Here is a 23,219-nt window from a genome sequence, read left to right as displayed (position 1 = left end):
CCGAACCGAGCCGCGGAAGCGACAAGCAGCCGCGCGCGAGCGGTGGGCTCAGTCGTCCGCGGCCGGCTTGGCCGCCGTCGCCTTCTTCGCGGCCGTCTTCTTGGCGGTCGCCGTCGTCTTCTTCGCCGCGGTCTTCTTCGCGGCCGTCGCCTTCTTGGCCGGGGCCTTCTTGGCGGCGGTCTTCTTGGCCGGGGCCTTCTTCGCCGTCTTCTTCGCGGGCGCCTTGGCACGCTTCTCGGCGAGCAGCTCGTAGCCGCGCTCCGGGGTGATGTCCTCGACGCTGTCGCCGGAGCGCAGGGTCGCGTTGGTCTCCCCGTCGGTGACGTACGGCCCGAAGCGGCCGTCCTTGACGACGACCGGCTTCTCGCTGACCGGGTCGGTGCCCAGCTCCTTCAGCGGCGGCTTGGCGGCGGCCCGGCCCCGCTGCTTGGGCTGGGAGTAGATCTCCAGCGCCTCTTCGAGGGTGATCGTGAAGAGCTGCTCCTCGGCCTGGAGCGACCGCGAGTCCGTCCCCTTCTTCAGGTAGGGCCCGTAGCGGCCGTTCTGCGCGGTGATCTCCTGGCCCTCGGCGTCGGCGCCGACGACCCGCGGCAGCGACATCAGCTTCAGGGCGTCGTCGAGGGTCACCGTGTCCAGCGCCATCGACTTGAACAGCGAGGCCGTACGCGGCTTCACGGCGTTCTTGCCGGTCTTCGGCGTGCCCTCGGGCAGGATCTCGGTGACGTAGGGGCCGTAACGGCCGTCCTTGGCGACGATCTGGTTGCCACTGACCGGGTCGGCGCCCAGCTCGAAGTCGCCGCTCGGCTTGGCGAGGAGTTCCTCGGCCATCTCCACGGAGAGCTCGTCGGGCGCCAGGTCGGTCGGGATGTCCGCGCGCCGGTGGTTCTCGGAGTCCTTCTCGCCGCGCTCGATGTACGGGCCGTAGCGCCCGACCCGCAGCACGATGTCGTTGCCGACCGGGAAGGAGGACACCTCGCGCGCGTCGATCGCGCCGAGGTCGGTCACCAGCTCCTTGAGGCCGCCGAGGTGGTCCCCGTCGCCGTTGCCGGCGTCGGCGGCGCCGCCCGCACCGGTGCCCTCTCCGAAGTAGAACCGCTTGAGCCACGGCACGGACTGGGCCTCACCGCGGGCGATGCGGTCGAGGTCGTCCTCCATCTTGGCGGTGAAGTCGTAGTCGACGAGCCGCCCGAAGTGCTTCTCCAGCAGGTTGACCACGGCGAAGGAGAGGAAGGACGGCACCAGGGCCGTGCCCTTCTTGAAGACGTAGCCACGGTCGAGGATCGTGCCGATGATCGACGCGTACGTCGACGGGCGGCCGATCTCGCGCTCCTCGAGCTCCTTGACCAGGCTGGCCTCGGTGTAACGGGCCGGCGGCTTGGTCGCGTGGCCGTCGACGGTGATCTCCTCGGCCGACAGGGCGTCGCCCTCGGAGACCTGCGGCAGCCTGCGCTCACGGTCGTCCAGTTCGGCGTTCGGGTCGTCGGCGCCCTCGACGTACGCCTTCAGGAAGCCGTGGAAGGTGATCGTCTTGCCGGAGGCGCTGAACTCGACGTCCCGGCCGTCGGCGGCGGTGCCGGCGATCTTGACGGTCACGCTGTTGCCGGTCGCGTCCTTCATCTGGGAGGCGACGGTCCGCTTCCAGATCAGCTCGTAGAGCTTGAACTGGTCGCCGGTCAGACCGGTCTCGGCGGGCGTGCGGAAACGATCACCCGAAGGTCGGATCGCCTCGTGTGCCTCCTGCGCGTTCTTGACCTTCCCGGCGTAGGTGCGCGGGGCGGACGGCAGGTAGTCGGCGCCGTAGAGCTGCGTGACCTGGGCCCGGGCCGCGGCGACGGCCGTGTCGCTCAGGGTCGTGGAGTCCGTACGCATGTAGGTGATGAAGCCGTTCTCGTACAGCTTCTGGGCGACCTGCATGGTGGCCTTCGCGCCGAAGCCGAGCTTGCGGCTGGCCTCCTGCTGGAGGGTCGTCGTACGGAAGGGCGCGTACGGCGAGCGGCGGTACGGCTTGGACTCGACCGAGCGGACCGCGAACCGCGTCTGCTCCAGGGCGGCGGCCAGCGCGCGGGCGTTCGCCTCGTCGAGGTGGAGGGTGTTCGCGCCCTTGAGCTGCCCCAGGGAGTCGAAGTCACGGCCCTGCGCGACCCTGCGGCCGTCGACCGTCTGGAGCCGGGCGACCAGCGACGACGGGTCCGAGGAGTCCCCGGCGCGACCGGTCGCGAAGGTGCCCGTCAGGTCCCAGTACTCGGCGGAGCGGAACGCGATGCGCTCGCGCTCCCGTTCGACGACGAGCCGGGTGGCGACGGACTGGACACGCCCGGCCGACAGCCGCGGCATGACCTTCTTCCACAGGACCGGCGAGACCTCGTAGCCGTAGAGGCGGTCGAGGATGCGGCGGGTCTCCTGGGCGTCGACGAGCTTCTGGTTCAGCTCGCGCGGGTTGGCGACGGCGGCCTGGATCGCGGCCTTGGTGATCTCGTGGAAGACCATCCGCTTGACCGGGACCTTGGGCTTGAGCACCTCCTGGAGGTGCCAGGCGATCGCCTCGCCCTCGCGGTCCTCATCGGTGGCGAGGAAGAGCTCGTCCGACTCCTTCAGCAGGTCCTTGAGCTTCTTGACCTGAGCCTTCTTGTCCGCGTTGACCACATAGATCGGCTCGAAGTCATGGTCGACGTCCACACCGAGGCGCCGGACCTCGCCGGTGTACTTCTCGGGCACCTCCGCGGCACCGCTGGGGAGGTCGCGGATGTGCCCGACGCTCGCCTCGACAACGTATCCGGGGCCGAGATAGCCCTTGATCGTCTTCGCCTTGGCAGGCGACTCGACGATGACGAGTCGGCGGCCGCCCTTCGCGGTCTCGCTGGTCGGGGACAACTTCGCTCTTCTCTCCGGTCGACGCTGGGGCCTCCCCAGGCCTTGCTCCCGGGGGTCGGGTCATGGTGACGCTGCGGAGTGTGACGGTACATCCCGCCCCCGTGTCAAACGGGAAAAGCCCGCAACGGCCACTCGAACGGTAACCCGACTACCGCCATTCCTGCCGCCCGGAGTGCCCACCGGCCTTTTCGAGCCTTTCCGGAAGAGCAGCTACCGATTAACGGAGCCGCAGCTCCGACACGGTTCTCACAGGCGGGTGAAGCACCATGCGGCGAGGGCGAGCGCGAGCGTTCCGGCGAGGCCGGCGAGGGTCGCCGATGCGACGGGGTTCACACCGTCGGCCACCGGTTCGCGGTGCCGGGCCCGGGCCGCCGTCCACACCAGCAGCCCTGCTCCGAACAGGGCGAACACCAGCCCCGTGAAGATCGCCGGTCCGCTCTCCATGGCGTTCCTGCCCCTTTTCTCCGCTCCGCGCACGCCTCAGCCCCGCGAGGCTGACACGCGCGGGCGGCGTCCGGGCGAACCCGAGGTGAACGCACGGCCGACGCCGCTGTGCGCTCAGCCCGGCCGCCCGGAGAGTCCGCGCGCACCGCTCACGGCCCGCGCCGGGAGCGCCCCGGCACGGCTTGTTTCCGGTCGACTTCAGGTCGGCCGACGACGGCGGCGGCTTCTCGCCGGGTGCGAACGCGTCCCGGTCCGTTTCTTGCCGCACCGCATGATCGCGTTCCGGGGCGGCTTCCCGAAGCCCATTTCCCCGAGTGTCAGAACCGTTCCGGCCGAACCCGGCGCGCGCCCTCGGGCGCAATCGGGAGAGGGGCGCCGTATACGACACCCCTCTCTTGCGGAACCTGCCGTACCGCCGCCTACTCCGCCGTACCGAGGTGGACCGAGGAAAACCGGGGAGGGTCGCCCACGCCGTGCCGACGCCGGTCGGATGCGGGCGCCGCCGGGGTCACGCCGGGTCCAGGAACCCCTGCTCCACCAGCAGGCGGATCTGCGCGGGCGTGCGGTCGCGGAGCAGCACCGGGTCCTCGCCGACGAGTTGGGCGATGGCGTCGAGGATGCGGCCGGCGCTCAGCGAGCCGTCGCACACGCCCGCGAAACCGGCGCCGACCGTGTCCACCTTGGTGGCCCGGCGCATCCCGCGGTTCTGGCGCAGCACCACATGCTCGGGGTCCTCGGCGCCGGGCAGCCCGACCTGCTCCTGGACGATCTCGGCGGCGAGCCGGAAGTGCCCTTCGAGCAGGGCGGCGTCGTCGTTGGCGCGCAGGTAGTCGAGCCGGGCGAAGTGCGCCCGGACCGTGTCGCCGAGGGGCTGCTCGACGGGGTGCGGCCACTCCTCCACCGTGATCGAGGGCACGGCGGAGCCCGTCCTGCGCAGGGTGATCCAGCCGAAGCCCACGGCCTTCACCTTGCGCGCCTCGAACTCGTCGAGCCAGGCGTCGTAACGCGCCTGGTACGCGGCCGGGTCCCCGCGGTGGTCCCCGGCGTCCCGCAGCCACAGCTCGGCGTACTGCGTGATGTCCTGCACCTCGCGCTGGACGATCCACGCGTCGCACCCGCGCGGCACCCACGACCTCAGCCTGTCCTGCCACTCCTCCCCCGCGACGTGCTGCCAGTTGGCGAGGAACTGCGCGAACCCGCCCTCGTTCAGCCGCTCCCCCGCCCCTTGAACGAGCGAGCGGCACAGATCGTCCCCGCCCATCCCGCCGTCCCGGTAGGTCAGCCGGGCGCCGGGCGAGATCACGAACGGCGGGTTGGAGACGATCAGGTCGTACGTCTCGTCGTCGCGGACCGGCTCGAACAGCGAGCCCTCGCGCAGATCCGCGGCGGGCGCGCCGGACAGCGCGAGCGTCAGCGCCGTGATGTGCAGGGCGCGCGGGTTGAGGTCGGTGGCCGTCACGCGCGTGGCGTGCTGGGCGGCGTGCAGGGCCTGGATGCCGGACCCGGTGCCGAGATCGAGGGCGGCGGAGACGGGGGTGCGGACGGTGATGCCGGCGAGGGTCGTGGAGGCACCGCCGACCCCGAGGACGACGCCCTCCTCGCTGCTGCCGATGCCGCCGGCGCCGCCGACCGCGCAGCCGAGGTCGGAGACGATGAACCAGTCCTCGCCCCCGGGCCCGCCGTAGGGCCGTACGTCGACGGTCGCGGCGACCTCGTCGTCCCCGGCGCGCACCAGCCACCCGGCTTCCAGGGCCTCGTCGGCCGGAAGGACGCCGGCCACGCGCGCGTACGGCACCGGCTGCTGGAGCAGGAAGAGGCGCACGAGCGTCTCCAGCGGCGTGTCCCCGCGTGTCGCCCGGAGCGCGGGGACGGTCTCGCTGCGGGCCAGCGCCGCGTAGGCGGGCGCGCCGAGCAGGTCGAGCAGTCCGTCGGCGGTGAAGGAGGCCCCGAGCAGCGCCTGGCGCAGCCGTGCGGCGACTTCGGGGTGGTCGGTTGCGGGCAGAGCGGGCAGCCTGGAGGTACTCACGCCCCCATTGTGACCCGCGCCGCCCGCTCGCCGCGGCCGCTCGGCGTCAGCTCGCGGCGGACGTCGCCCCGGCGCCCGCCTGGCAGCTGGCCTGGTTCGCCATGGCCTTGCCGACCTCGCCCTCCTCCAGCGCCTTGAGCGCGTTGCTGCCGCTGGTGCTCAGCTTGTTCAGCTCGGTGGCGATGTCCTTGAGGCCCTCGGCGAACTTCGCCTGGTCCTTGGTGTCGAGGTCGTCGACCTGCTTCTTCAGGGAGGCGTAGGACGCGGAGATGCCGTTGAGCTCCTTGACGGCGTCCTGCTGCTTCTTCGCGCCGTTCTCGACGTCCGGCGCCCCCGCCTTGTTCACGGCCGTGCCGATCGCCTTGTAGGCGTCGGACATGTCCTGGAAGGCCTGCGAGTCGGTCTTCTGGACCGCCTCCGGCGTGCTGTTGTCGGAGGTCTCCTTCTGGATCGCGGCGTTGGCGGCCTCGATCTTCTTCGCCTGCGGCTTCACGCTGTCGCAGACCTGCTTGGCCCAGGCGTCCAGCTTGTCGTCGCCGTCGTCGCTGCTGCATCCCGACAGCGCCAGTACCAGTACCGCACCGCCGGACAGTGCGGCCGCGAGCTTCTTGTTCACCGGTTTGGTCCCTTCACATGGCTCTCGGCCCCGGAACATACACGGCGGATGGCGTACACCCGCATTCCGGACGTCCGAAAAGGGACTATTCGTGGCCTTTCGCACCAGGCGAGAGAAGGCTCACGGCCGGGGGCGTGAACAGACGCGGAGCGGGCGGCCGGCGCGCCAACACGCGCCGTCCGCCCGCCCGTTGAACCGGTTCCCGTCGGGAGGCTACGAAACCACCGCCGGATCGGGCGACTTGGCCGCCCGCTCGGCGTTGCCGTCGTCGCCCATCGCGATCCCGCGCCGCTTGGAGATGTACACCGAGACGGCGATCACCAGGAAGGCGAGGACGGCGATCAGCACCCGGGCGGCGATGTTCTTGTCGTCGCCGTAGGAGAAGTCGATCACCGCGGGTGCGATCAGCAGGGCCACCAGGTTCATGACCTTCAGCAGCGGGTTGATCGCGGGACCCGCGGTGTCCTTGAACGGGTCGCCCACCGTGTCGCCGATCACCGTGGCGGCGTGGGCCTCGCTGCCCTTGCCGCCGTAGTGGCCGTCCTCGACGAGTTTCTTGGCGTTGTCCCAGGCGCCACCGGAGTTGGCGAGGAACACCGCCATCAGCGTGCCCGAGCCGATCGCCCCGGCGAGGAAGGCGCCGAGGGCTCCGACTCCGAGCGTGAACCCGATGAAGATCGGCGCCATCACGGCGAGCAGTCCGGGTGTCGCGAGCTCCCGGAGCGCGTCCTTGGTGCAGATGTCGACGACCTTGCCGTACTCCGGCTTCTCGGTGTAGTCCATGATCCCGGGCTTCTCGCGGAACTGTCGGCGCACCTCGTAGACCACCGAACCGGCCGACCGGGAGACGGCGTTGATGGCGAGTCCGGAGAAGAGGAAGACGACCGCAGCGCCGGCGATGAGGCCGACGAGGTTGTTGGGCTGCGAGATGTCCATCATCAGGCTCAGCGGGGCTCCGTCCCCGGAGAGTTTCTCGCCCACGTCCGCCGCGCCGGTGGTGATGGCGTCGCGGTACGAGCCGAAGAGCGCCGCCGCCGCGAGGACCGCGGTGGCGATGGCGATGCCCTTGGTGATGGCCTTGGTGGTGTTGCCGACGGCGTCCAGGTTGGTGAGCACCTGCGCGCCGGCGCCCTGCACGTCGCCGGACATCTCCGCGATGCCCTGGGCGTTGTCGGAGACCGGCCCGAAGGTGTCCATCGCGACGATCACACCGACCGTGGTGAGCAGACCGGTGCCGGCCAGCGCCACCGCGAACAGCGCGAGCATGATCGAGGTGCCGCCGAGCAGGAAGGCCCCGTAGACGCCGAGGCCGATCAGCAGGGCGGTGTAGACGGCGGACTCCAGGCCGACCGAGACACCGGCGAGGACGACGGTGGCGGGGCCGGTGAGCGAGCTCTTGCCGATGTCCTTGACCGGCCGGCGGGTGGTCTCGGTGAAGTAGCCGGTCAGCTGCTGGATCACGGCGGCGAGCAGGATGCCGATCGCCACGGCGACCAGGGCGAGGATCCGCGGGTCGCCGCCCTTGGCCTGGATCGCGGCGTCGGTGACACCGTCGAGGTCGGCGTAGGACGACGGCAGATAGACGAAGACCGCGACGGCCACCAGGACCAGCGAGATCACCGCGGAGACGAAGAAGCCGCGGTTGATCGCCGACATACCGCTGCGGTCGCTGCGCCGCGGGGCCACCGCGAAGATGCCGATCATGGCCGTGATCACGCCGATCGCCGGCACCAGCAGCGGGAAGGCGAGGCCCGCGTCGCCGAAGGCCGCCGTACCGAGGATGAGCGCGGCCACCAGGGTCACCGCGTACGACTCGAAGAGGTCGGCCGCCATGCCCGCGCAGTCGCCGACGTTGTCGCCCACGTTGTCGGCGATGGTCGCGGCATTGCGCGGATCGTCCTCCGGAATGCCCTGCTCGACCTTGCCGACCAGGTCGGCGCCGACGTCGGCGGCCTTGGTGAAGATGCCGCCGCCGACCCGCATGAACATGGCGATCAGGGCGGCTCCGAGGCCGAACCCCTCCAGCACCTTCGGCGCGTCGGCCGCGTACACCAGCACCACGCAGGAGGCGCCCAGCAGACCGAGCCCCACCGTGAACATGCCGACGACGCCGCCCGTACGGAAAGCGATCTTCATCGCTTTGTGCGAGACGGCGGTGAGATCCTTTTCCGGTTCACCTTCCGCCGGAGTGGCTTCCCTGGCCGCCGCGGCGACCCGCACATTGCTGCGCACGGCGAGCCACATACCGATATAGCCGGTGGCCGCCGAGAACGCGGCGCCGATCAAGAAGAACACCGATCGGCCGATCCGCTGATTCCAGTCGTCCGCGGGCAGCAGCAGGAGCAGGAAGAAGACCACCACCGCGAATACGCCGAGGGTGCGCAACTGCCGTGCCAGATAGGCGTTCGCGCCTTCCTGGACCGCCGCCGCGATCTCCTTCATGCGGTCGGTTCCCTCGCCGGCGGCGAGCACCTGTCGCACCAGCACCCCGGCGACCACCAGCGCCGCCAGGGCCACCACGCCGATGACCACGACCATGGCGCGGTTGCCGTCGGTCAGGACCGCGGCTGCGAGGGTTGTGGAGTGATCCAACTGATGAGGGGTAGAAAGCCCCGCCATTCGTCCTCCTTGACGCTTGGGCTGAGCTCAAGATGTGGACGGATTGTAGGTACCGGAACCTGATCAAAACAGTGCGCGGTTAACAGAATTGGTCTTCGTGAGCTCTTGAGCAAATGATCGCCCACGGCCCCGGAACCCGAAAGTTGTAATGACCCAAAAGCATTCACCGCGGGAATCCGCACGACAGGGACCTGATCGATTGCCGGGCGACTGATCGTGAAGGAATTCACGAAATACCGAAGGGCCCTGCCTGAGACAGGGCCCTTCGGGTGAATCAAGTCTTGCGTAAGCGACTCGCGCAACCGCCGCGGGGGATCGACCGCCGCGGGGGGATCAGGCGAGTTCGGCCACGGCCGGAGTCGTCGGCCAGGTCATACGGATCAGCCCGCCGTGCGCGCCGGCGCTGACCTCCACGTCGTCGACGAGCCCGCTGATGACCGCGAGGCCCATCTCGTCCTCCTCGGCGTCCGCGTCGTCGCCCAAGGCGCCCGGCGCCCGGTCGCCCGGGGCCGATCGCGGCGCCTCGTCGCCGACCTCGATGGAGAACTGCTTCTCCTCCTCGATCAGCACCACCTTCACCGGTGCCGTGACCCCGCCGAGCTGATGGAGTCCGACGGCACGGCTGCACGCCTCCCCGACCGCGAGGCGCACCTCGTCGAGGACGGCCTCGTCCACTCCGGCCCTGCGCGCCACCGCCGCCGCCACCAGCCGGGCGGTCCTGACGTGCTCGGGCAGCGCGCTGAAACGGAGTTCAACGGTGGCCATGCGTCCCCCTCGGAACTACGGGCGTGCTGTCCGGAGGACCGGGCGGCCGAAAGCCCGGTCCCCCTTCCTAAACTTCGTCCGTCCCGGGGCACGACCGCCCCGGAGCCGGAGATCAGTCGGTGGCCGCCACCGCTTCCTCGACCGAGGTGTGAATCGGGAACACCTTGGTGAGGCCGGTGATGCGGAAGATCTTCAGAATGCGCTCCTGGTTGCACACCAGGCGCAGCGAGCCCTCATGGGCACGCACTCGCTTCAGGCCGCCGACCAGTACGCCGAGCCCGGTGGAGTCGAGGAAGTCCACGCCCTCCATGTCGACGACGAGGTGGAAACTCCCGTCGTTGACCAGCTCGACCAGCTGCTCGCGCAACTTGGGCGCGGTATAAACGTCGATTTCTCCACCGACCTCGACGACCGTACGATCGCCGACGGTACGGGTCGACAGGGATAGGTCCACGGATCCTCCAGCACCTTGCTATCGAGCGGTCGCCCGTTGGGGACACCTCGGCTTGCAACCCCCAGGACGGTTCGCCAGCCGCGATGGCATTCAATCACTTACCGGCAGGCGTGCACGACGCCTTGGTCCCATTGTCCGTCACGCCAGTGACACACTCGGGTCCGATGGCCAAGAATCATCGATCCGACAGATCCCTGACGGGCCCCGTGTCCCGGGCGGACCCGGGCACGGTGCTGGACCGGCTCGCCTCGGGAGCGAACCGGGCTTCGCGCATCACTCATACGGAGCATGTGCCCCCGCGCGCGGGTCGTCATGCCGTCTGGCCGGACCGGATCCGCCCGGAGGTGATCGCCGCCGTGCAGGCCGCCGGGGTCGACCACCCCTGGGCCCACCAGGCACGGGCCGCCGAGCACGCCCTGGACGGCGAGTCGGTGGTCGTGGCCACCGGCACCGCCTCGGGCAAGTCCCTGGCGTACCTGGTGCCGGTGCTCTCGGCCCTGCTGGACGGCTCCGAGGCCCCCAACGGCCGCGGCGCCACCGCGCTGTACCTGGCCCCGACGAAGGCGCTCGCGGCGGACCAGCGCCGCTCCGTGAAGGAACTTTCACAACCGTTGGGCAAATCCGTTCGATCGGCCGTGTACGACGGCGACACGCCGTTCGAGGAACGCGAGTGGATCCGCCAGTACGCCAACTACGTCCTCACCAACCCGGACATGCTGCACCGCGGCATCCTGCCCTCCCACCCCCGCTGGTCCTCCTTCCTGAAGTCGCTGAAGTACGTCGTCGTCGACGAGTGCCACACCTACCGCGGCGTCTTCGGCTCGCACGTCGCACAAGTTCTGCGCCGACTACGCCGTCTGTGTGCCCGCTACGGCGCCTCACCCGTCTTCCTGCTCGCCTCGGCGACCGCCGCCGAGCCCTCGGTGGCCGCCAGCCGCCTCACCGGCCTGCCGGTCGTGGAGGTGGCCGACGACGCCTCCCCGCGCGGGGAACTGGTGTTCGCCCTGTGGGAGCCCCCGCTCACCGAGATGCAGGGCGAGAAGGGCGCCCCGGTCCGCCGGACCGCCACCGCCGAGACGGCCGACCTGCTGACCGACCTCGCCGTGCAGGGGGTGCGCACGGTCGCGTTCGTCCGCTCCCGGCGCGGTGCCGAGCTGATCTCGGTGATCGCCCAGGAGCGCCTCGGCGAGGTCGACCGCTCGCTCGCCCGCCGGGTGGCCGCCTACCGCGGCGGCTACCTCCCCGAGGAACGCCGCGCCCTCGAACAGGCGCTGCACTCCGGAGAGCTCCTGGGCCTCGCCGCGACCACCGCGCTGGAACTCGGCATCGACGTCTCCGGCCTGGACGCCGTCCTCATCGCCGGCTACCCGGGCACCCGGGCCTCGCTGTGGCAGCAGGCGGGCCGGGCCGGACGCTCCGGCCAGGGCGCCCTCGCGGTGCTCGTGGCCCGCGACGACCCGCTGGACACCTTCCTCGTCCACCACCCCGAGGCCCTGTTCGACCAGCCCGTGGAATCCACGGTCCTGGACCCCGACAACCCCTACGTCCTCGCACCGCACTTGTGCGCCGCGGCCGCGGAACTCCCCCTGACCGAGGAGGACCTGCCGCTGTTCGGCCCCGGCTGCGCCGAACTGCTCCCGCAGTTGGAGGCCGCGAAGCTGCTGCGCCGCCGCACGAAGGCCTGGCACTGGACGCGCCGGGAACGGGCCGCCGACCTCACCGACATCCGCGGCGGGGGCGGGCGCCCGGTCCAGATCGTCGAGTCCGGCACCGGCCGGCTGCTCGGCACGGTCGACGCCGGCGCCGCCCACACCACGGTGCACGAGGGCGCGGTCCATCTGCACCAGGGCCGCACCTACCTGGTGCGCTCCCTGGACCTGGAGGACTCGGTCGCCCTGGTCCAGGAGGCGGCGCCCTCGTACTCCACGGTCGCCCGCGACACGACGGCTATCTCCGTCCTGGAGACCGACACCGAGATCCCCTGGGGCGACGGCCGCCTGTGCTACGGCTCCGTCGAGGTCACCAACCAGGTCGTCTCCTACCTCCGCCGGCGACTCATCACCGGCGAGGTCCTGGGCGAGACGAAACTCGACCTCCCTCCTCGGACACTGCGCACCCGCGCGGTGTGGTGGACGGTCACCGAGGACCAGCTCGACGCGGCCCGGATCACCCCGGAGATCCTCGGCGGCGCCCTGCACGCCGCCGAGCACGCCTCGATCGGCCTGCTGCCCCTCTTCGCGACCTGCGACCGCTGGGACATCGGCGGCGTCTCGGTGCCCCTGCACCCCGACACCCTGCTCCCGACCGTCTTCGTCTACGACGGCCATCCCGGCGGCGCGGGCTTCGCGGAGCGCGCCTTCCACACCGCCCGCGCCTGGCTCGCCGCCACCCGTGAGGCCATCGCCTCCTGCGAGTGCGAGGCCGGCTGCCCGTCCTGCATCCAGTCCCCCAAGTGCGGCAACGGCAACGATCCGCTGCACAAGCGAGGTGCGGTACGGCTGCTCACGGAACTGCTGCGGGGAGCCCCAAAGAAGCAGCCGGAGGACCTGCCCGCGCCCTGACCTCCGCCGCGAACGGCCCCCGTCCGGCGGCCGCGGTCACGTCCGACACGTCGCCGACCAGGGCGCACCGCACCAGACGGGTGCCCTGGGCCCGTGCCACCCGGTCCGCGCGGGCGCAGGCCGCCCCGGCGCCCTCCGCCCAGTGGTCGGCCGCCGCGAGCGCCGCCAGATCGGCACCACCGGCCGCCCGATGCCGGGCAACCACGGCCTGCCCCAGCGCCAGCACCACCCCGAACACCACACAGAGCACGGCCACAACGGCAACGGTCCACACGGTGGCGGAACCGCGATCGGGTACGGAGCCGCCGCTGGGCGGGGCGGGGGCAGGGTCGGGAGCGGAGGCAGGGGCAGGCCTGTAGGCAGAGTCGGGAGCGGAGGTCCCGCCGGGTGTCGAGGTCCCGCCGGGTGTGCGGACTCCGCCGGGGAGGCGGGTACCGGCTGGTCCAGAGGCACGGTCAGGTGCGCAGGCCCCGCCCTGTGCGGGAACTCCGCCGAGGAGGCGGGCACCGCTGGGGGCGGAGACCCCGCCGGGAAGTCGGGCACCGCCTGGTCCAGAAGCACGGTCAGATGCGGAGGTCCCACCCGGTGCGGAGCCTCCACCGGAAAGGCAGGCCCCGCCTGGTGCGGAGACCCCGCCGGAAGCGGAGACCCGACCAGGGCGGTGGGCGCCGCGCATCGCCCAGGACCGGCCGGGGCGATGGGCACGGCCCACCCCGCGGGCGCGACCTCGGCGGTGGGCACCGCCCGCTGCCGTGCCGCCCCCGCGACGGTGGCCGCTCATGAGGTCGGCACCTCCTCCGCCGCGGCCACGGCCTCCTCCCGCACCTCGAAGGGCAGTCCGCCCAGCAGCGGCGGCTTGGCCACCACGACCACCCGGACCTGGTCGCCGGTCCGGCCGACGGTGACCTCGGCGCCCGCCGGGGCGGCCGCGCGGGTCACCGCGACGACCTCCTCGGCCGGGTCCTGGCGGGCCGCCGCCCGGGCACCCGTGCGGGCCGCGTCCACGCACTGGATCTGGGCGGCGATCACCAGCAGCCCCCACACCAGCCCCATCGCGAACATCACCAGGACCGGCAGCACCAGGGCGGACTCCGCCGTGACGAAACCCCGGTCGGCCTGTCGCCGCTCACATCCGCGCACTGAGTGCCCGCTTCACGATGGCCTGCAGCTCCGCGTTGACCTGCCCGCTGGTGACGACCTTGTAGAGCACCACGGCGAACGCCACCGCCGCGATGATCCCCATCGCGTACTCGGAGGTGACCATCCCCGAGTCCCACCGCCCCGCCACGAACGCGCGCGCCCGAGCCCGCATCGCCCGCGCCGTCGTCCACATCTTCTGAACTGCCTTTCCTGCCTTGTTCATTGCAACCCCCGTGAGGTTCGATTCCGTCGAATTCGTCTGTTCAGTGCCGTACGTCGGTCATCCGCCACCTCCTCCCAGCGCCCCGTCGGCGAGCCCGATCACCACGGGCAGCACACCCACCGCGATGAACGCGGGGAGGAAGCACAGCCCCACCGGCGCGGTGACCAGGACCGCCGCCCGGCGCGCCCGGGCCGTGGCGGCACGCGCCCAGGTGTCACGGGAGTCCGCGGCGAGCCGTGCGACCGGTCCGGCCGCCGGAAGTCCGGACACGTCCGCCCGCTCCAGCAACCGGGCCAGGTCCCCTGCGCCGGGCAGTGCCGCCAACTTCCGCCAGGCCTCGCCCGGTTCGCCGCCGAGTCTCACCTCTGCCGCACCCCGGGCCAGCCCCTCCCCCACCGGGCCGCCCAGCGCCTCGCCCACCGCCTGCGCGGCGATCACCGGACCCGCCCCGGCCGCGATGCAGGCGGCCAACAGATCTGCGGCAAGGGGCAGTTGCCGGGCCGCCTCGACGGCGTCGCCCTCCTCGCCGACGGAAGCCAGGTGCCGCGCGCGCCACCGATCCACGGCGACCGCCCCGACCACCCCCACCGCCACCCCGGCGACACCACCGACCAGCACCCACCCGGCACACCCCACCGCCCCGACCGGCAGCCACCGCCGCACCAGGCCCCGCACATCGGCCCGGGAGGCGGCCGGCGCCCCCTCCGGCACCTCTACCGCGGCCATCAGCCCGCTCAGCCGCCGCCGGACCCTCCGTTCGCACCGCACGGCCCCCACCCCGCGCACCAGCCACATCAGCCCCAGCACCATCCCCACAACAACCCCCAGCCTGTGGACAACTTCCGCACTCACCACGCCTCCTTTCGCCCATACACCCGCCACACGCCCGCCCACGGGCCCCCGCACCCGCCACTCGCCCACCCACGGACCGCCGCACCCGCCACCCGCACCCGGCACCCCAACCAGCCGCACACCCCACCGAGCCCCACCGAGCCTCACCCCGCCTCAGCGCCCCGCACGATCCGCAGGGCCCACCACATCCCCACCCCCTCCAGCACCCCACCGGCGAACAGGCACCCCAGCCCGGCGCCGCTGTGCAGGAGCACCCGCAGCGGATCGGCGCCCATGACCACGCCGAGGAGCAGCCCCAGCACCGGCAGGCCCGCGAGCATCAGCGCCGTGGATCTGGCGCCCGCCAACTGCGCCCGCAGGTCGGCACGTTGATCCCGTTCGGCACGCAACGCCGCTTCGAGCCGGTCCAGGCCGGCCGCGAGCCCGGCGCCCTGGTCCACGGCCACCCGCCAGCACGCGGCGAGCCCGAGCAGTCCGTCGGCGCCGGGTTGCCGGGCCGCGGTGGCGAGGGCGCCGGGGACGTCCCCGCCGAACCGGGCGGCGGCCAGTACCGTCGCCTGCGCCTCCCCGAGCCCGCCGGAGTCCCGAGCGGCCCGCAGCAGCGCCTCGCCGGGCTGTCGTCCCGCGCGCACCTCCCCGGCGAGCGCCGCGCACAGGGCGATCACCGCGTCCATGCGCCGTTCCCGCGCCCTCCGAGCCCGCCCGGCGAGCCGTACCCGACGCAGCAACGGCACCGCGACAGCCCCCGCCACGAGCGGCAGCACCGAGGCCCCGAGGACCGCCAGCGCCACCCCTGCGACCGCCGCCCACCACTCGCCCCGCAACCGCAACCGCCCCCGGAGCCACGCGACCCCACCCGGCGCCGCCCGTCGGCCGGGCGGCCCGGTCCCCACGACCCCGCTGCCGCTCCCGGCCAGCAACAGCCGCGCCCGCCGGGCCCCGACGTTCCGCCCGCCCAGCAACCAGAGAACAACCCCGGCACACAACGCGGCCGCCCCCAGGGAGGACCCGCCCATCGCCTCACCCATGCCGATCACCCGCCTCTCCCCGCTGAACTCCTCCACCGACCCCGGCACCCCACCCCTCGGGCACGACCGGCACCGCCCCGGCATCCTCCGCCCCGGGCCCCAACGGCACCGCGCCCGCACCGAACCCCACCCCCTCCGCCCCAGGCCCAACAGGCACCGTCCCCGGCTCTCCGCCCGCGTCCCGGAGCAGCTCCCGAAGCCGCCCCCACCCCCGTTCGGCCACGAACGCCCTCGTCCCCCACCGCAGCGCCGGCACCGTCCGCACCAGCCCGGACGGGTCCCGCTCCAGTACCTGCACCTCGGCGATCCGCCGCCTGCCGTCCCGCCCCCGGGCGAGATGCAGCACCACCGACAACGCGGCGGCCAACTGGCTGTGCAGTGCCGCCCGGTCGAGCCCCGCGGCCGTACCGAGCGCCTCCAGCCGCGCCGGGACGTCCGCCGCGGCGTTGGCGTGAACCGTCCCGCAGCCGCCTTCGTGACCCGTGTTCAGGGCGGCCAGCAGATGGACCACCTCCGGTCCGCGGACCTCGCCCACGACCAGCCGGTCCGGTCGCATCCGCAGGGCCTGGCGGACCAGGTCCTGGAGCGTGACCAGGCCGGCGCCCTCCTGGTTGGCGGGTCTGCTCTCCAGGCGCACGACGTGCGGATGGTCGGGCCGCAGCTCCGCGGAGTCCTCGGCGAGCACGATCCGTTCGCCGGGCCCGACCAGCCCGAGGAGCGCGCTCAGCAGCGTGGTCTTGCCGCTGCCGGTACCGCCGCTGATGAGGAAGGACAGCCGCGCCTCGACCAGGGCCCGCAGTACCCGGTCCCCGCCGGGCGGCACCGTGCCGGCGGCCGTGAGTTCGTCGAGCGTGAACGCCCGTGGACGCACCACGCGCAGGGACAGGCAGGTGCAGCCGACGGCCACCGGCGGCAGCACGGCGTGCAGCCGGGTCCCGTCCGGCAGCCGGGCGTCGGCCCAGGGCCGCGCGTCGTCCAGGCGCCGCCCGGCGACCGCCGCGAGCCGCTGCGCGAGCCGCCGTACGGCGGACGCGTCGGGGAAGCGGACGCCGGTCAGTTCGAGACCGCCGCCGCGGTCCACCCAGACCCGGTCGGGCGCGGAGACCAGCACGTCGGTCACCGACGGGTCTGCCAGGAGGGGTTCCAGCGGTCCGCTGCCGACCAGCTCGGACCGCAACCGCTCGGCGGCGCCGAGGACTTCGGCGTCCCCGAGCACGCGCCCCTGCTGACGCAGCGCCTGCGCCACACGCGCGGGTGTCGGTTCGGCACCGCTCTCCGCCAGCCTCCGCCGCACCCCGTCGAGCAGCGCCGGCGTCAGATCGGGTCCGTCCACCGGACCGCCCACCCCCTCGACGCCACCGAAGGCCCCACGAATCCCGACGGCCCCAACCGCCTCAAGGGACCCAACCGACCCGAGCGAGCCGCGCCCCGCGAAGCCGCTCATGCCGCCCCCGACTCGATCAGTGCCCGCTCCCAGAACTCGCGGCAGAACCGCGCCAGCGGACCGCGTCCCGTCGCCGCGGGGGGCGCCTTGCCGCCGTGCGGGCGGCGCAGCCCCGACTCGACCGGTACCTCCCCGGCCAGCGGCAGTCCGAGGAGCCGGGCGACCTCGCGGTCGTCGAGCCCTGGCGGGTACGGTCCGCGCACCGCCGCCCGCAGGTCCCCGAGGACCATGCCCATCGCGGAGGCCACCCGCCCGGCGGCCGCGACGGCGCGCAGTTCGGCGGGGACGACCAGCAGACCGAGATCGAGCTGGGCGAGCACCTCGGCGACCCCGTCGTCGATCCGGCGCGGCAGGTCCACGACGACCGTGCCGCCCCGGCGCCGGGCGGCGGCCAGCACCGCCCGCACGGCCTGCGGCGGCACGGCGACGCAGTCCCCGCGGTCCCAGCTGAGCACCCGCAGCGAGTGCAGCCGGGGCAGCGACTCCTCCAGGGCGCCGCCGCCGACCCGGCCGCGCGAGGCGGCGAACGCCGGCCAGCGCAGCCCGTCGGCGGTCTCGCCGCCGAGGAGTACGTCGAGTCCGCCGCCCAGCGGATCGGCGTCCACCAGCAGCGTGCGCAGCCCCTCCCTCGCCGCGGTGACGGCGAGGGCGCAGGCGAGCGTGGAGGCCCCCGCGCCGCCGCGCCCGCCGATGACGCCGACGGTGAGGGCAGGGCGGCCCACGCCCTCGGCGACGTCGGCGATCCGGTCGACCAGCCACTGTTCGCCGTCGGGGAGCATCAGGACGTGGTCGGCGCCGATCTCCACGGCCCGGCGCCACACCCCCGAGTCGTCCTGGTCCCGCCCGACCAGCACCACCCCTCGTCTGCGGGCGGCCCCGCGCACCCGGCGGGCGGCGTCGTCGCCCACCAGGACCAGTGGCGCGGCCTCCCAGCTGCCGCGCGGCCGCGGGACCCCGTGATGGACCTCCGGTGTGGCGCCCGCCGCCGCACACAGGCGCAGCAGGTCGTCCAGCAGAGCGGCGTCCTCGGTGACGATCAGCGGTGCGCCCGGCCGGCCCGATGCGGCGGGCGGTGGTTCCTGTGTGACGGCTGCGGCCACGGTCTCCCCCATGCGGTGTCTTTCGCGCAGCTCCTGCGGCCCCGCGATTCCCAAAGGTGTGAAGAACCGGCATCCGGGTCTCCATATGAGCGGCCGATACGAACCGGCCGAAGACGCCCGACTAACCGGAGCCGGCCATGAAGCCGGCACCGGCGGGACGCGTAGGAATCACGGTGCAGCGATGTCGGAAAACGTGTGGATCTTGGTCGATAACTGTGGACAACGCAGTGCCTGTGAATATCGCCGTCACCCATACCGGTGAGCGTTGTACCAACCCCGTACGACTTCCGCAGAGCAGCGCGACGACTACGTACAGTGAGGATTCGGGGGCATGACGAAGAGGCGGCCGAAGCCGCCTCGGAACGGCGTCAAAGCCGTTGAATAAGGGAGAAAATGCATCCGGACATGCGACGACCCCCGCCGGGGGGGAGAGCGGGGGTCGTCCCCACGGCCGACTCGGGGGGGGAGGAGCCGGACCGGGTTAGCACGGTCGCGAACGATCCGTGACTTCCATGGTGTACCCGAGAGCCTTCTCAGGCAAACCCACACGCCCCACCTTACGCCGAATGGGCTGCGCCTATGCTCTGGGTCGTGGAAAACCACTCCTTGCCCCGCACAGCGGCCTTCTTTGACCTGGACAAGACGGTCATTGCGAAGTCGAGCACGCTCACGTTCAGCAAGTCCTTCTACCAAGGCGGCCTGATCAACCGCAGGGCCGCCTTGCGGACCGCGTACGCCCAGTTCGTCTTCCGTGTGGGCGGTATGGACCATGACCAGATGGAGCGCACGCGCGAGTACCTCTCCGCGCTCGTCCGCGGCTGGAACGTCCAGCAGGTCAAGGAGATCGTCGCCGAGACCCTGCACGACCTGATCGACCCGATCATCTACGACGAGGCCGCCTCCCTCATCGAGGACCACCACGTCGCCGGCCGCGATGTGGTGATCGTGTCCACGTCGGGCGCCGAGGTGGTCGAGCCGATCGGCGAGATGCTCGGCGCCGACCGCGTGGTGGCCACCCGCATGGTCGTGGGCGACGACGGCTGCTTCACCGGCGAGGTGGAGTACTACGCCTACGGCCCGACCAAGGCCGAGGCCATCAGGGAACTCGCCGAGTCCGAGGGGTACGACCTCGCCCGCTGCTACGCCTACAGCGACTCGGCGACCGACGTGCCGATGCTCGAGTCCGTGGGCCATCCGCACGCCGTGAACCCGGACCGCGCGCTGCGCCGCGAGGCACTCGCGCGCGGGTGGCCGATTCTCGACTTCCACCGTCCGGTGCGGCTCAAGCAGCGACTGCCCGCGCTCTCCGTCCCCACCCGTCCGGCGCTCGTCGCGGCGGCGGCCATAGGGGCGGCGGCCACCGCGGGGCTGGTCTGGTACGCCAGCCGGCGTCGCACCGCGACCGTCTGACCTGCGCCGATACTGACCTTTGGGGTGGTTCGGCAGATCAGTGACCGATTGACTCCTCTTTGGCAGCAAAAGTAAAGAACCGCGGCCAGGGCTTCCGCTTGCTCCGGAGCTGGAGTAGAAAGGAGTCAACGGCCCGCGAGACCAAGGACATCCGAGAGGATCACCTTCAAAACGCAACTGGCCCCACGGACCGAGCATGAACACCGGGCACCCACGCGACGTCGACCCGTCGATTACGGGCCAGCCGCACCAGGTGACGGGCAAAGTCCCCGACCTGATGGGCAACACTTCGAGGACGCTTGGTAACCGGGTGAACATGCCAGCGGCGGTACGGATCTCCGTACCGCCGCAACCCTTTGTCCGGGACCTTTCCGCAGGCCGCAGGCCCATCGCCTCCGCAGGCCGCAGGCCCGTCGCCGGCTACGCCGCCCCGCGCTGGAGCGCCTCGCAGACCGCCGTCGACTCGCGCGCGCCCATCTCGACCGCCCTGCCGCAGTGGGCGATCCAGGCCGCCATGCCCTCGGGGGTGCCGGAGACGTATCCGTCGAGCGCCGCCAGGTAGGCCGCGCGGCCCAGTTCGGCGTAGCCGACCTCGGAGGGGCACACCGACTTCGGGTCGAGGCCGCTGCCAATCAGCACGATCCGCTCGGCCGCGCGCGCGACCAGGCCGTTGCGGGAGGTGAAGGGGCGCAGTGCCAGCAGTTCGCCGTGGACCACGGCCGCGGTCACCAGCGCCGGGGCCGAGCCGCCCGTGATGATCAGCTCCGACAGTCCCTCCAGCCGGCCGTTGACCTCGGCGGCGCCGGGCAGGGGCAGCTCGACGAGCGGTTCGTCGACCGGCTCGCCCGCCTGGCGCGGACGCCCGACCTCCGGGCCGTGGGTCGCCGCCGCCACCAGGTGCAGCCGGGCCAGCACCCGCAGCGGGGACTGGCGCCAGATGGAGAGCAGCTGCCCCGCCTCGGCGGTCAGCCGCAGCGCGGCGCCCACGGTCCGCGCCTCGTCGTCGCCGCTGAAGTCGGTGCGGCGGCGCACCTCTTCCAGCGCCCAGTCGGCGCCGGACAGCGCCGCCGAGCCGCGGGCGCCGCGCAGCGCCGCCTCGGAGGTGATCGCGTTGCTGCGGCGGCGCATGATCCGGTGTCCGTAGACCCGGTCCACGGCCTTGCGCACGGACTCCACGGAATCGGCCACTCCGGGCAGCGCGCCCAGGGCCGCGAGCGGATCGGCGGTCGCGCCTGTCGTACTCATGAGTACGACACTACGCACCTCGGGGCCGCACCCCACGATCGAGTGGCGTTCTTCACGCCGGACCAGGACAGCGCGCAGTCGGCTGACTACGCTTGGTGAACATGAAAATTGCTTTCGTTGGGAAGGGCGGCAGCGGCAAGACGACCCTGTCCTCCCTGTTCGTCCGGCATCTCGCGGCCTCCGGGGCGCCGGTGGTGGCGATCGACGCCGACATCAACCAGCACCTGGGTGCCGCGCTCGGACTGGACGAGTCGGCCGCGGCCGCACTGCCCGCGATGGGCGACCGGCTGCCGCTGATCAAGGACTACCTGCGCGGCGCGAACCCGCGGATCTCCTCCGCCGAGACGATGATCAAGACGACCCCGCCCGGTGAGGGCTCCCGGCTGCTGCGGGTGCGCGAGGACAACCCGGTCTTCGAAGCCTGCGCCCGGCCGGTGGAACTCGACGGCGGCACCGTCCGTTTGATGGTCACCGGCCCCTTCACCGACGCCGACCTGGGGGTCGCCTGCTACCACTCCAAGACGGGAGCGGTGGAGCTGTGCCTGAACCACCTGGTGGACGGGCGCGACGAGTACGTCGTGGTGGACATGACCGCGGGCTCGGACTCCTTCGCCTCCGGCATGTTCACCCGCTTCGACCTCACGTTCCTCGTCGCCGAGCCGACCCGCAAGGGCGTCTCGGTCTACCGCCAGTACAAGGAGTACGCCCGGGACTTCGGCGTCGCGCTGAAGGTCGTCGGCAACAAGGTGCACGGCCCGGAGGACCTGGACTTCCTGCGCGCGGAGACCGGGGACGACCTGCTCGTCACGGTCGGGCACTCGGACTGGGTGCGCTCCATGGAGAAGGGCCGCCCGCCCCGGTTCGAACTCCTGGAGGAGGCCAACCACCGTGCCCTGCGCCGGCTGCGGGAGGCCGCCGACGCGGCGTACGGGGGCCGTGACTGGGCGCGTTACACCCAGCAGATGGTGCACTTCCATCTGAAGAACGCGCAGTCGTGGGGGAACGAGCGGACGGGGGCCGACCTGGCCGCGCAGGTCGACCCCGCCTTCGTGCTCGGTGAGAGCGTCGCAGCCCCCGTGTGAGCGGGTGCTAGCGCCCGGCCGCCGGCGCCCCGGGGACACCCTTGGGCGCCGGGGCGGGACGGTCCGCCAGGAAGGACGCCCAGCCCTGCTTGGGGGCCTGGCCCACGGTCAGCGTGGTGAGCCGGTCCAGCGCCTTGGGGTCCTGGGCGTCCAGCCAGTCGGCCAGTTGGCGGAAGGAGACGCACCGCACCTCGGGCTTGGTGCACACGCCCTCGATGACCTCCTCGATGGCCCTCATGTAGGTGCCGCCGTTCCAGGACTCGAAGTGGTTGCCGATGATCAGGGGCGCGCGGTTGCCGTCGTAGGCGCGCTGGAAGCCCGCGAGCAGGCCGTCGCGCATCTGGTCGCCCCAGAACCTGAACTTGTCCGGGTCACCCTGGCTGGTGGTGCCGGACTGGTTGACCATGAAGTTGTAGTCCATGGTCAGCTGTTCGAAGGTTCGGCCGGGGAACGGCACGAGCTGCATCGACAGGTCCCACAGGCCGGCCTTCTTCTTCGGCCAGACCTGGTTGTTGACCCCACTGGTGTCGTAGCGGAAGCCCAGCTCGCGGGCGGCCGCCATGAAGTTGTCGCGGCCCTCCAGGCACGGCGTGCGGGCGCCGATGAGTTCCTTCTCGTAGTCGAAGGGCAGCGGGGAGGCGTCCTTCAGGCCGGTGTTGGTCTTCCAGGACTTCACGAACTGCTTCGCCTGGGCGATCTCGTCCTTCCACTCCTCGACCGACCACTCGCCGACCCCGCCGCCCTTTCCGCAGAAGTGGCCGTTGAAGTGGGTGCCGACCTCGTTGCCCTCCAGCCAGGCGCCGCGCAGCTGTTCCACGGTGTCGGCGATGCCCTGGTCGTCGTTGAAGCCGATGTCGGAGCGGCCCGGCGAGTGCTGCGGCGGCCGGTACAGGTCCCGCTTGTGCTCGGGAAGCATGTACACGCCGCTCAGGAAGTACGTCATCGTCGCGTTGTTCGCCTTGGCGACCTTGCGGAAGTGGGAGAACAGCTTCTGCCCGTCCTCGCCGGCGCCGTCCCAGGAGAACACCACGAACTGCGGCGGCTTCTGACCGGGCTTCAGCCGCTCGGGCTTGGGCAGGTGCGGCTGGGCGCCGGTGTACGCGGTCGAGCCGTCGCCGATCAGCCGGACCGCGCTCTTGGGCGGCGCCTGCACAGGCTTCGCCTTCTCGGGGCCGGCGGTCCCCTTCTCGGCGTCGCCGCCGATTCCGCAACCGGCGAGTGACGCGGCACAGACCGCGGCTACCACGGCGCCCGCGGCGATCCTCTGGCTGGCGGTCATATTCCGCCCACCTACTTCCTTCTCTCAGGCCACGCTGGCTGGGGCGTTTTGAGGTGATCT

At 72.1% G+C, this 23,219-nt stretch carries 19 protein-coding genes; 3 read left to right on the top strand and 16 right to left on the bottom strand.

The features are described from left to right. Positions 1-48: 48 nt before the first annotated feature. From topA to bldG, 7 genes are all read right to left on the bottom strand, one after another. Positions 49-2,871 carry a type I DNA topoisomerase gene (topA, locus tag ABT296_RS11935; RefSeq protein WP_351925941.1) on the bottom strand — a complete coding sequence of 941 codons (2,823 nt, stop codon included), beginning with the start codon at positions 2,869-2,871 and terminating at the stop codon, positions 49-51. Between the two features lie 246 nt (positions 2,872-3,117). Then, positions 3,118-3,315, bottom strand: a complete 198-nt coding sequence (locus ABT296_RS11930) for a hypothetical protein (RefSeq protein ID WP_351925939.1) — start codon at positions 3,313-3,315, stop codon at positions 3,118-3,120. A gap of 508 nt (positions 3,316-3,823) precedes the next feature. After that, positions 3,824-5,341, bottom strand: a complete 1,518-nt coding sequence (locus ABT296_RS11925; protein WP_351925937.1) for a DUF7059 domain-containing protein — start codon at positions 5,339-5,341, stop codon at positions 3,824-3,826. Between the two features lie 46 nt (positions 5,342-5,387). After that, positions 5,388-5,996 carry a small secreted protein gene (locus ABT296_RS11920; protein WP_351925935.1) on the bottom strand — a complete coding sequence of 203 codons (609 nt, stop codon included), beginning with the start codon at positions 5,994-5,996 and terminating at the stop codon, positions 5,388-5,390. Positions 5,997-6,170: 174 nt separating this feature from the next. Then, positions 6,171-8,576 carry a sodium-translocating pyrophosphatase gene (locus ABT296_RS11915; RefSeq protein WP_351925933.1) on the bottom strand — a complete coding sequence of 802 codons (2,406 nt, stop codon included), beginning with the start codon at positions 8,574-8,576 and terminating at the stop codon, positions 6,171-6,173. Between the two features lie 333 nt (positions 8,577-8,909). Then, on the bottom strand, positions 8,910-9,341 hold the full coding sequence (locus tag ABT296_RS11910) for an ATP-binding protein (protein WP_351925931.1): 432 nt from the start codon (positions 9,339-9,341) through the stop codon (positions 8,910-8,912). Positions 9,342-9,453: 112 nt separating this feature from the next. Next, positions 9,454-9,795, bottom strand: a complete 342-nt coding sequence (gene bldG / locus ABT296_RS11905; RefSeq protein WP_003975386.1) for an anti-sigma factor antagonist BldG — start codon at positions 9,793-9,795, stop codon at positions 9,454-9,456. Between the two features lie 83 nt (positions 9,796-9,878). Here bldG and ABT296_RS11900 point away from each other — a divergent pair, with 83 nt between their 5' ends. Next, entirely contained in the window at positions 9,879-12,356 is a 2,478-nt protein-coding gene (locus ABT296_RS11900) for a DEAD/DEAH box helicase (RefSeq protein WP_351925929.1), read from the top strand. Here ABT296_RS11900 and ABT296_RS11895 read toward each other — a convergent pair. The 7 genes from ABT296_RS11895 to ssd form a co-directional block, all read right to left on the bottom strand. Beyond that, positions 12,298-12,630, bottom strand: a complete 333-nt coding sequence (locus ABT296_RS11895) for an Rv3654c family TadE-like protein (RefSeq protein ID WP_351925927.1) — start codon at positions 12,628-12,630, stop codon at positions 12,298-12,300. The genes ABT296_RS11900 and ABT296_RS11895 overlap by 59 nt on opposite strands. Before the next feature lie 503 nt (positions 12,631-13,133). Further along, positions 13,134-13,496 (bottom strand): TadE family type IV pilus minor pilin, encoded by a 363-nt coding sequence (locus tag ABT296_RS11890; protein WP_351925925.1) that lies wholly within the window; start codon positions 13,494-13,496, stop codon positions 13,134-13,136. Further along, positions 13,483-13,689: a DUF4244 domain-containing protein gene (locus ABT296_RS11885; RefSeq protein WP_351926109.1), complete on the bottom strand. Its 207-nt coding sequence runs from the start codon at positions 13,687-13,689 to the stop codon at positions 13,483-13,485. Before ABT296_RS11885 ends, ABT296_RS11890 begins: the two co-directional genes overlap by 14 nt. 87 nt (positions 13,690-13,776) lie before the next feature. Beyond that, entirely contained in the window at positions 13,777-14,571 is a 795-nt protein-coding gene (locus tag ABT296_RS11880; protein WP_351925923.1) for a type II secretion system F family protein, read from the bottom strand. A 143-nt stretch (positions 14,572-14,714) separates the two neighbouring features. Further along, positions 14,715-15,599: a type II secretion system F family protein gene (locus tag ABT296_RS11875; protein ID WP_351926107.1), complete on the bottom strand. Its 885-nt coding sequence runs from the start codon at positions 15,597-15,599 to the stop codon at positions 14,715-14,717. Beyond that, complete coding sequence (locus ABT296_RS11870) at positions 15,592-17,043, bottom strand: TadA family conjugal transfer-associated ATPase (protein ID WP_351925921.1); 1,452 nt, start codon at positions 17,041-17,043, stop codon at positions 15,592-15,594. The genes ABT296_RS11875 and ABT296_RS11870 overlap by 8 nt, the downstream gene beginning before the upstream one ends. Next, positions 17,040-18,155 (bottom strand): septum site-determining protein Ssd, encoded by a 1,116-nt coding sequence (gene ssd / locus ABT296_RS11865; protein WP_351925919.1) that lies wholly within the window; start codon positions 18,153-18,155, stop codon positions 17,040-17,042. Before ssd ends, ABT296_RS11870 begins: the two co-directional genes overlap by 4 nt. Positions 18,156-18,722: 567 nt before the next feature. Between ssd and ABT296_RS11860 the strand changes: the two genes are divergently transcribed. Beyond that, complete coding sequence (locus ABT296_RS11860) at positions 18,723-19,553, top strand: HAD family hydrolase (protein ID WP_351925917.1); 831 nt, start codon at positions 18,723-18,725, stop codon at positions 19,551-19,553. 420 nt (positions 19,554-19,973) lie between these two features. Here ABT296_RS11860 and ABT296_RS11855 read toward each other — a convergent pair whose 3' ends face one another. Continuing rightward, positions 19,974-20,798, bottom strand: a complete 825-nt coding sequence (locus ABT296_RS11855) for a Fic family protein (RefSeq protein WP_351925914.1) — start codon at positions 20,796-20,798, stop codon at positions 19,974-19,976. A gap of 101 nt (positions 20,799-20,899) precedes the next feature. Here ABT296_RS11855 and ABT296_RS11850 point away from each other — a divergent pair, with 101 nt between their 5' ends. Next, positions 20,900-21,880 carry an ATP-binding protein gene (locus ABT296_RS11850; protein WP_351925912.1) on the top strand — a complete coding sequence of 327 codons (981 nt, stop codon included), beginning with the start codon at positions 20,900-20,902 and terminating at the stop codon, positions 21,878-21,880. A 7-nt stretch (positions 21,881-21,887) separates the two neighbouring features. On the opposite strand, the gene ABT296_RS11845 is transcribed toward ABT296_RS11850, so the two are convergent. After that, a complete protein-coding gene (locus ABT296_RS11845; protein ID WP_351925910.1) occupies positions 21,888-23,159 on the bottom strand; it encodes a polysaccharide deacetylase family protein in 1,272 nt (423 codons plus the stop codon). Positions 23,160-23,219 lie beyond the last annotated feature (60 nt).

Origin of the sequence: Streptomyces sp. NPDC000983 (assembly GCF_040299205.1) — a bacterium.
Taxonomy (GTDB): Bacteria; Actinomycetota; Actinomycetes; order Streptomycetales; family Streptomycetaceae; genus Streptomyces.
Note: the sequence above shows the minus strand (reverse complement) of the source record. Positions and strands in the feature narration are given on the sequence as shown.

Bases quoted from the DNA above. Each gene is read 5' to 3' on its own strand.
- ABT296_RS11930 (WP_351925939.1), bottom strand. From the start codon at position 3,315: ATGGAGAGCGGACCGGCGATCTTCACGGGGCTGGTGTTCGCCCTGTTC.
- ABT296_RS11920 (WP_351925935.1), bottom strand. From the start codon at position 5,996: ATGTTCCGGGGCCGAGAGCCATGTGAAGGGACCAAACCGGTGAACAAG.
- ABT296_RS11915 (WP_351925933.1), bottom strand. From the start codon at position 8,576: ATGGCGGGGCTTTCTACCCCTCATCAGTTGGATCACTCCACAACCCTC.
- ABT296_RS11910 (WP_351925931.1), bottom strand. From the start codon at position 9,341: ATGGCCACCGTTGAACTCCGTTTCAGCGCGCTGCCCGAGCACGTCAGG.
- ABT296_RS11900 (WP_351925929.1), top strand. From the start codon at position 9,879: ATGGCATTCAATCACTTACCGGCAGGCGTGCACGACGCCTTGGTCCCA.
- ABT296_RS11885 (WP_351926109.1), bottom strand. From the start codon at position 13,689: ATGTGGACGACGGCGCGGGCGATGCGGGCTCGGGCGCGCGCGTTCGTG.
- ABT296_RS11875 (WP_351926107.1), bottom strand. From the start codon at position 15,599: ATGGGTGAGGCGATGGGCGGGTCCTCCCTGGGGGCGGCCGCGTTGTGT.
- ABT296_RS11870 (WP_351925921.1), bottom strand. From the start codon at position 17,043: ATGAGCGGCTTCGCGGGGCGCGGCTCGCTCGGGTCGGTTGGGTCCCTT.
- ssd (WP_351925919.1), bottom strand. From the start codon at position 18,155: ATGGGGGAGACCGTGGCCGCAGCCGTCACACAGGAACCACCGCCCGCC.
- ABT296_RS11860 (WP_351925917.1), top strand. From the start codon at position 18,723: ATGCTCTGGGTCGTGGAAAACCACTCCTTGCCCCGCACAGCGGCCTTC.
- ABT296_RS11855 (WP_351925914.1), bottom strand. From the start codon at position 20,798: ATGAGTACGACAGGCGCGACCGCCGATCCGCTCGCGGCCCTGGGCGCG.
- ABT296_RS11850 (WP_351925912.1), top strand. From the start codon at position 20,900: ATGAAAATTGCTTTCGTTGGGAAGGGCGGCAGCGGCAAGACGACCCTG.
- ABT296_RS11845 (WP_351925910.1), bottom strand. From the start codon at position 23,159: ATGACCGCCAGCCAGAGGATCGCCGCGGGCGCCGTGGTAGCCGCGGTC.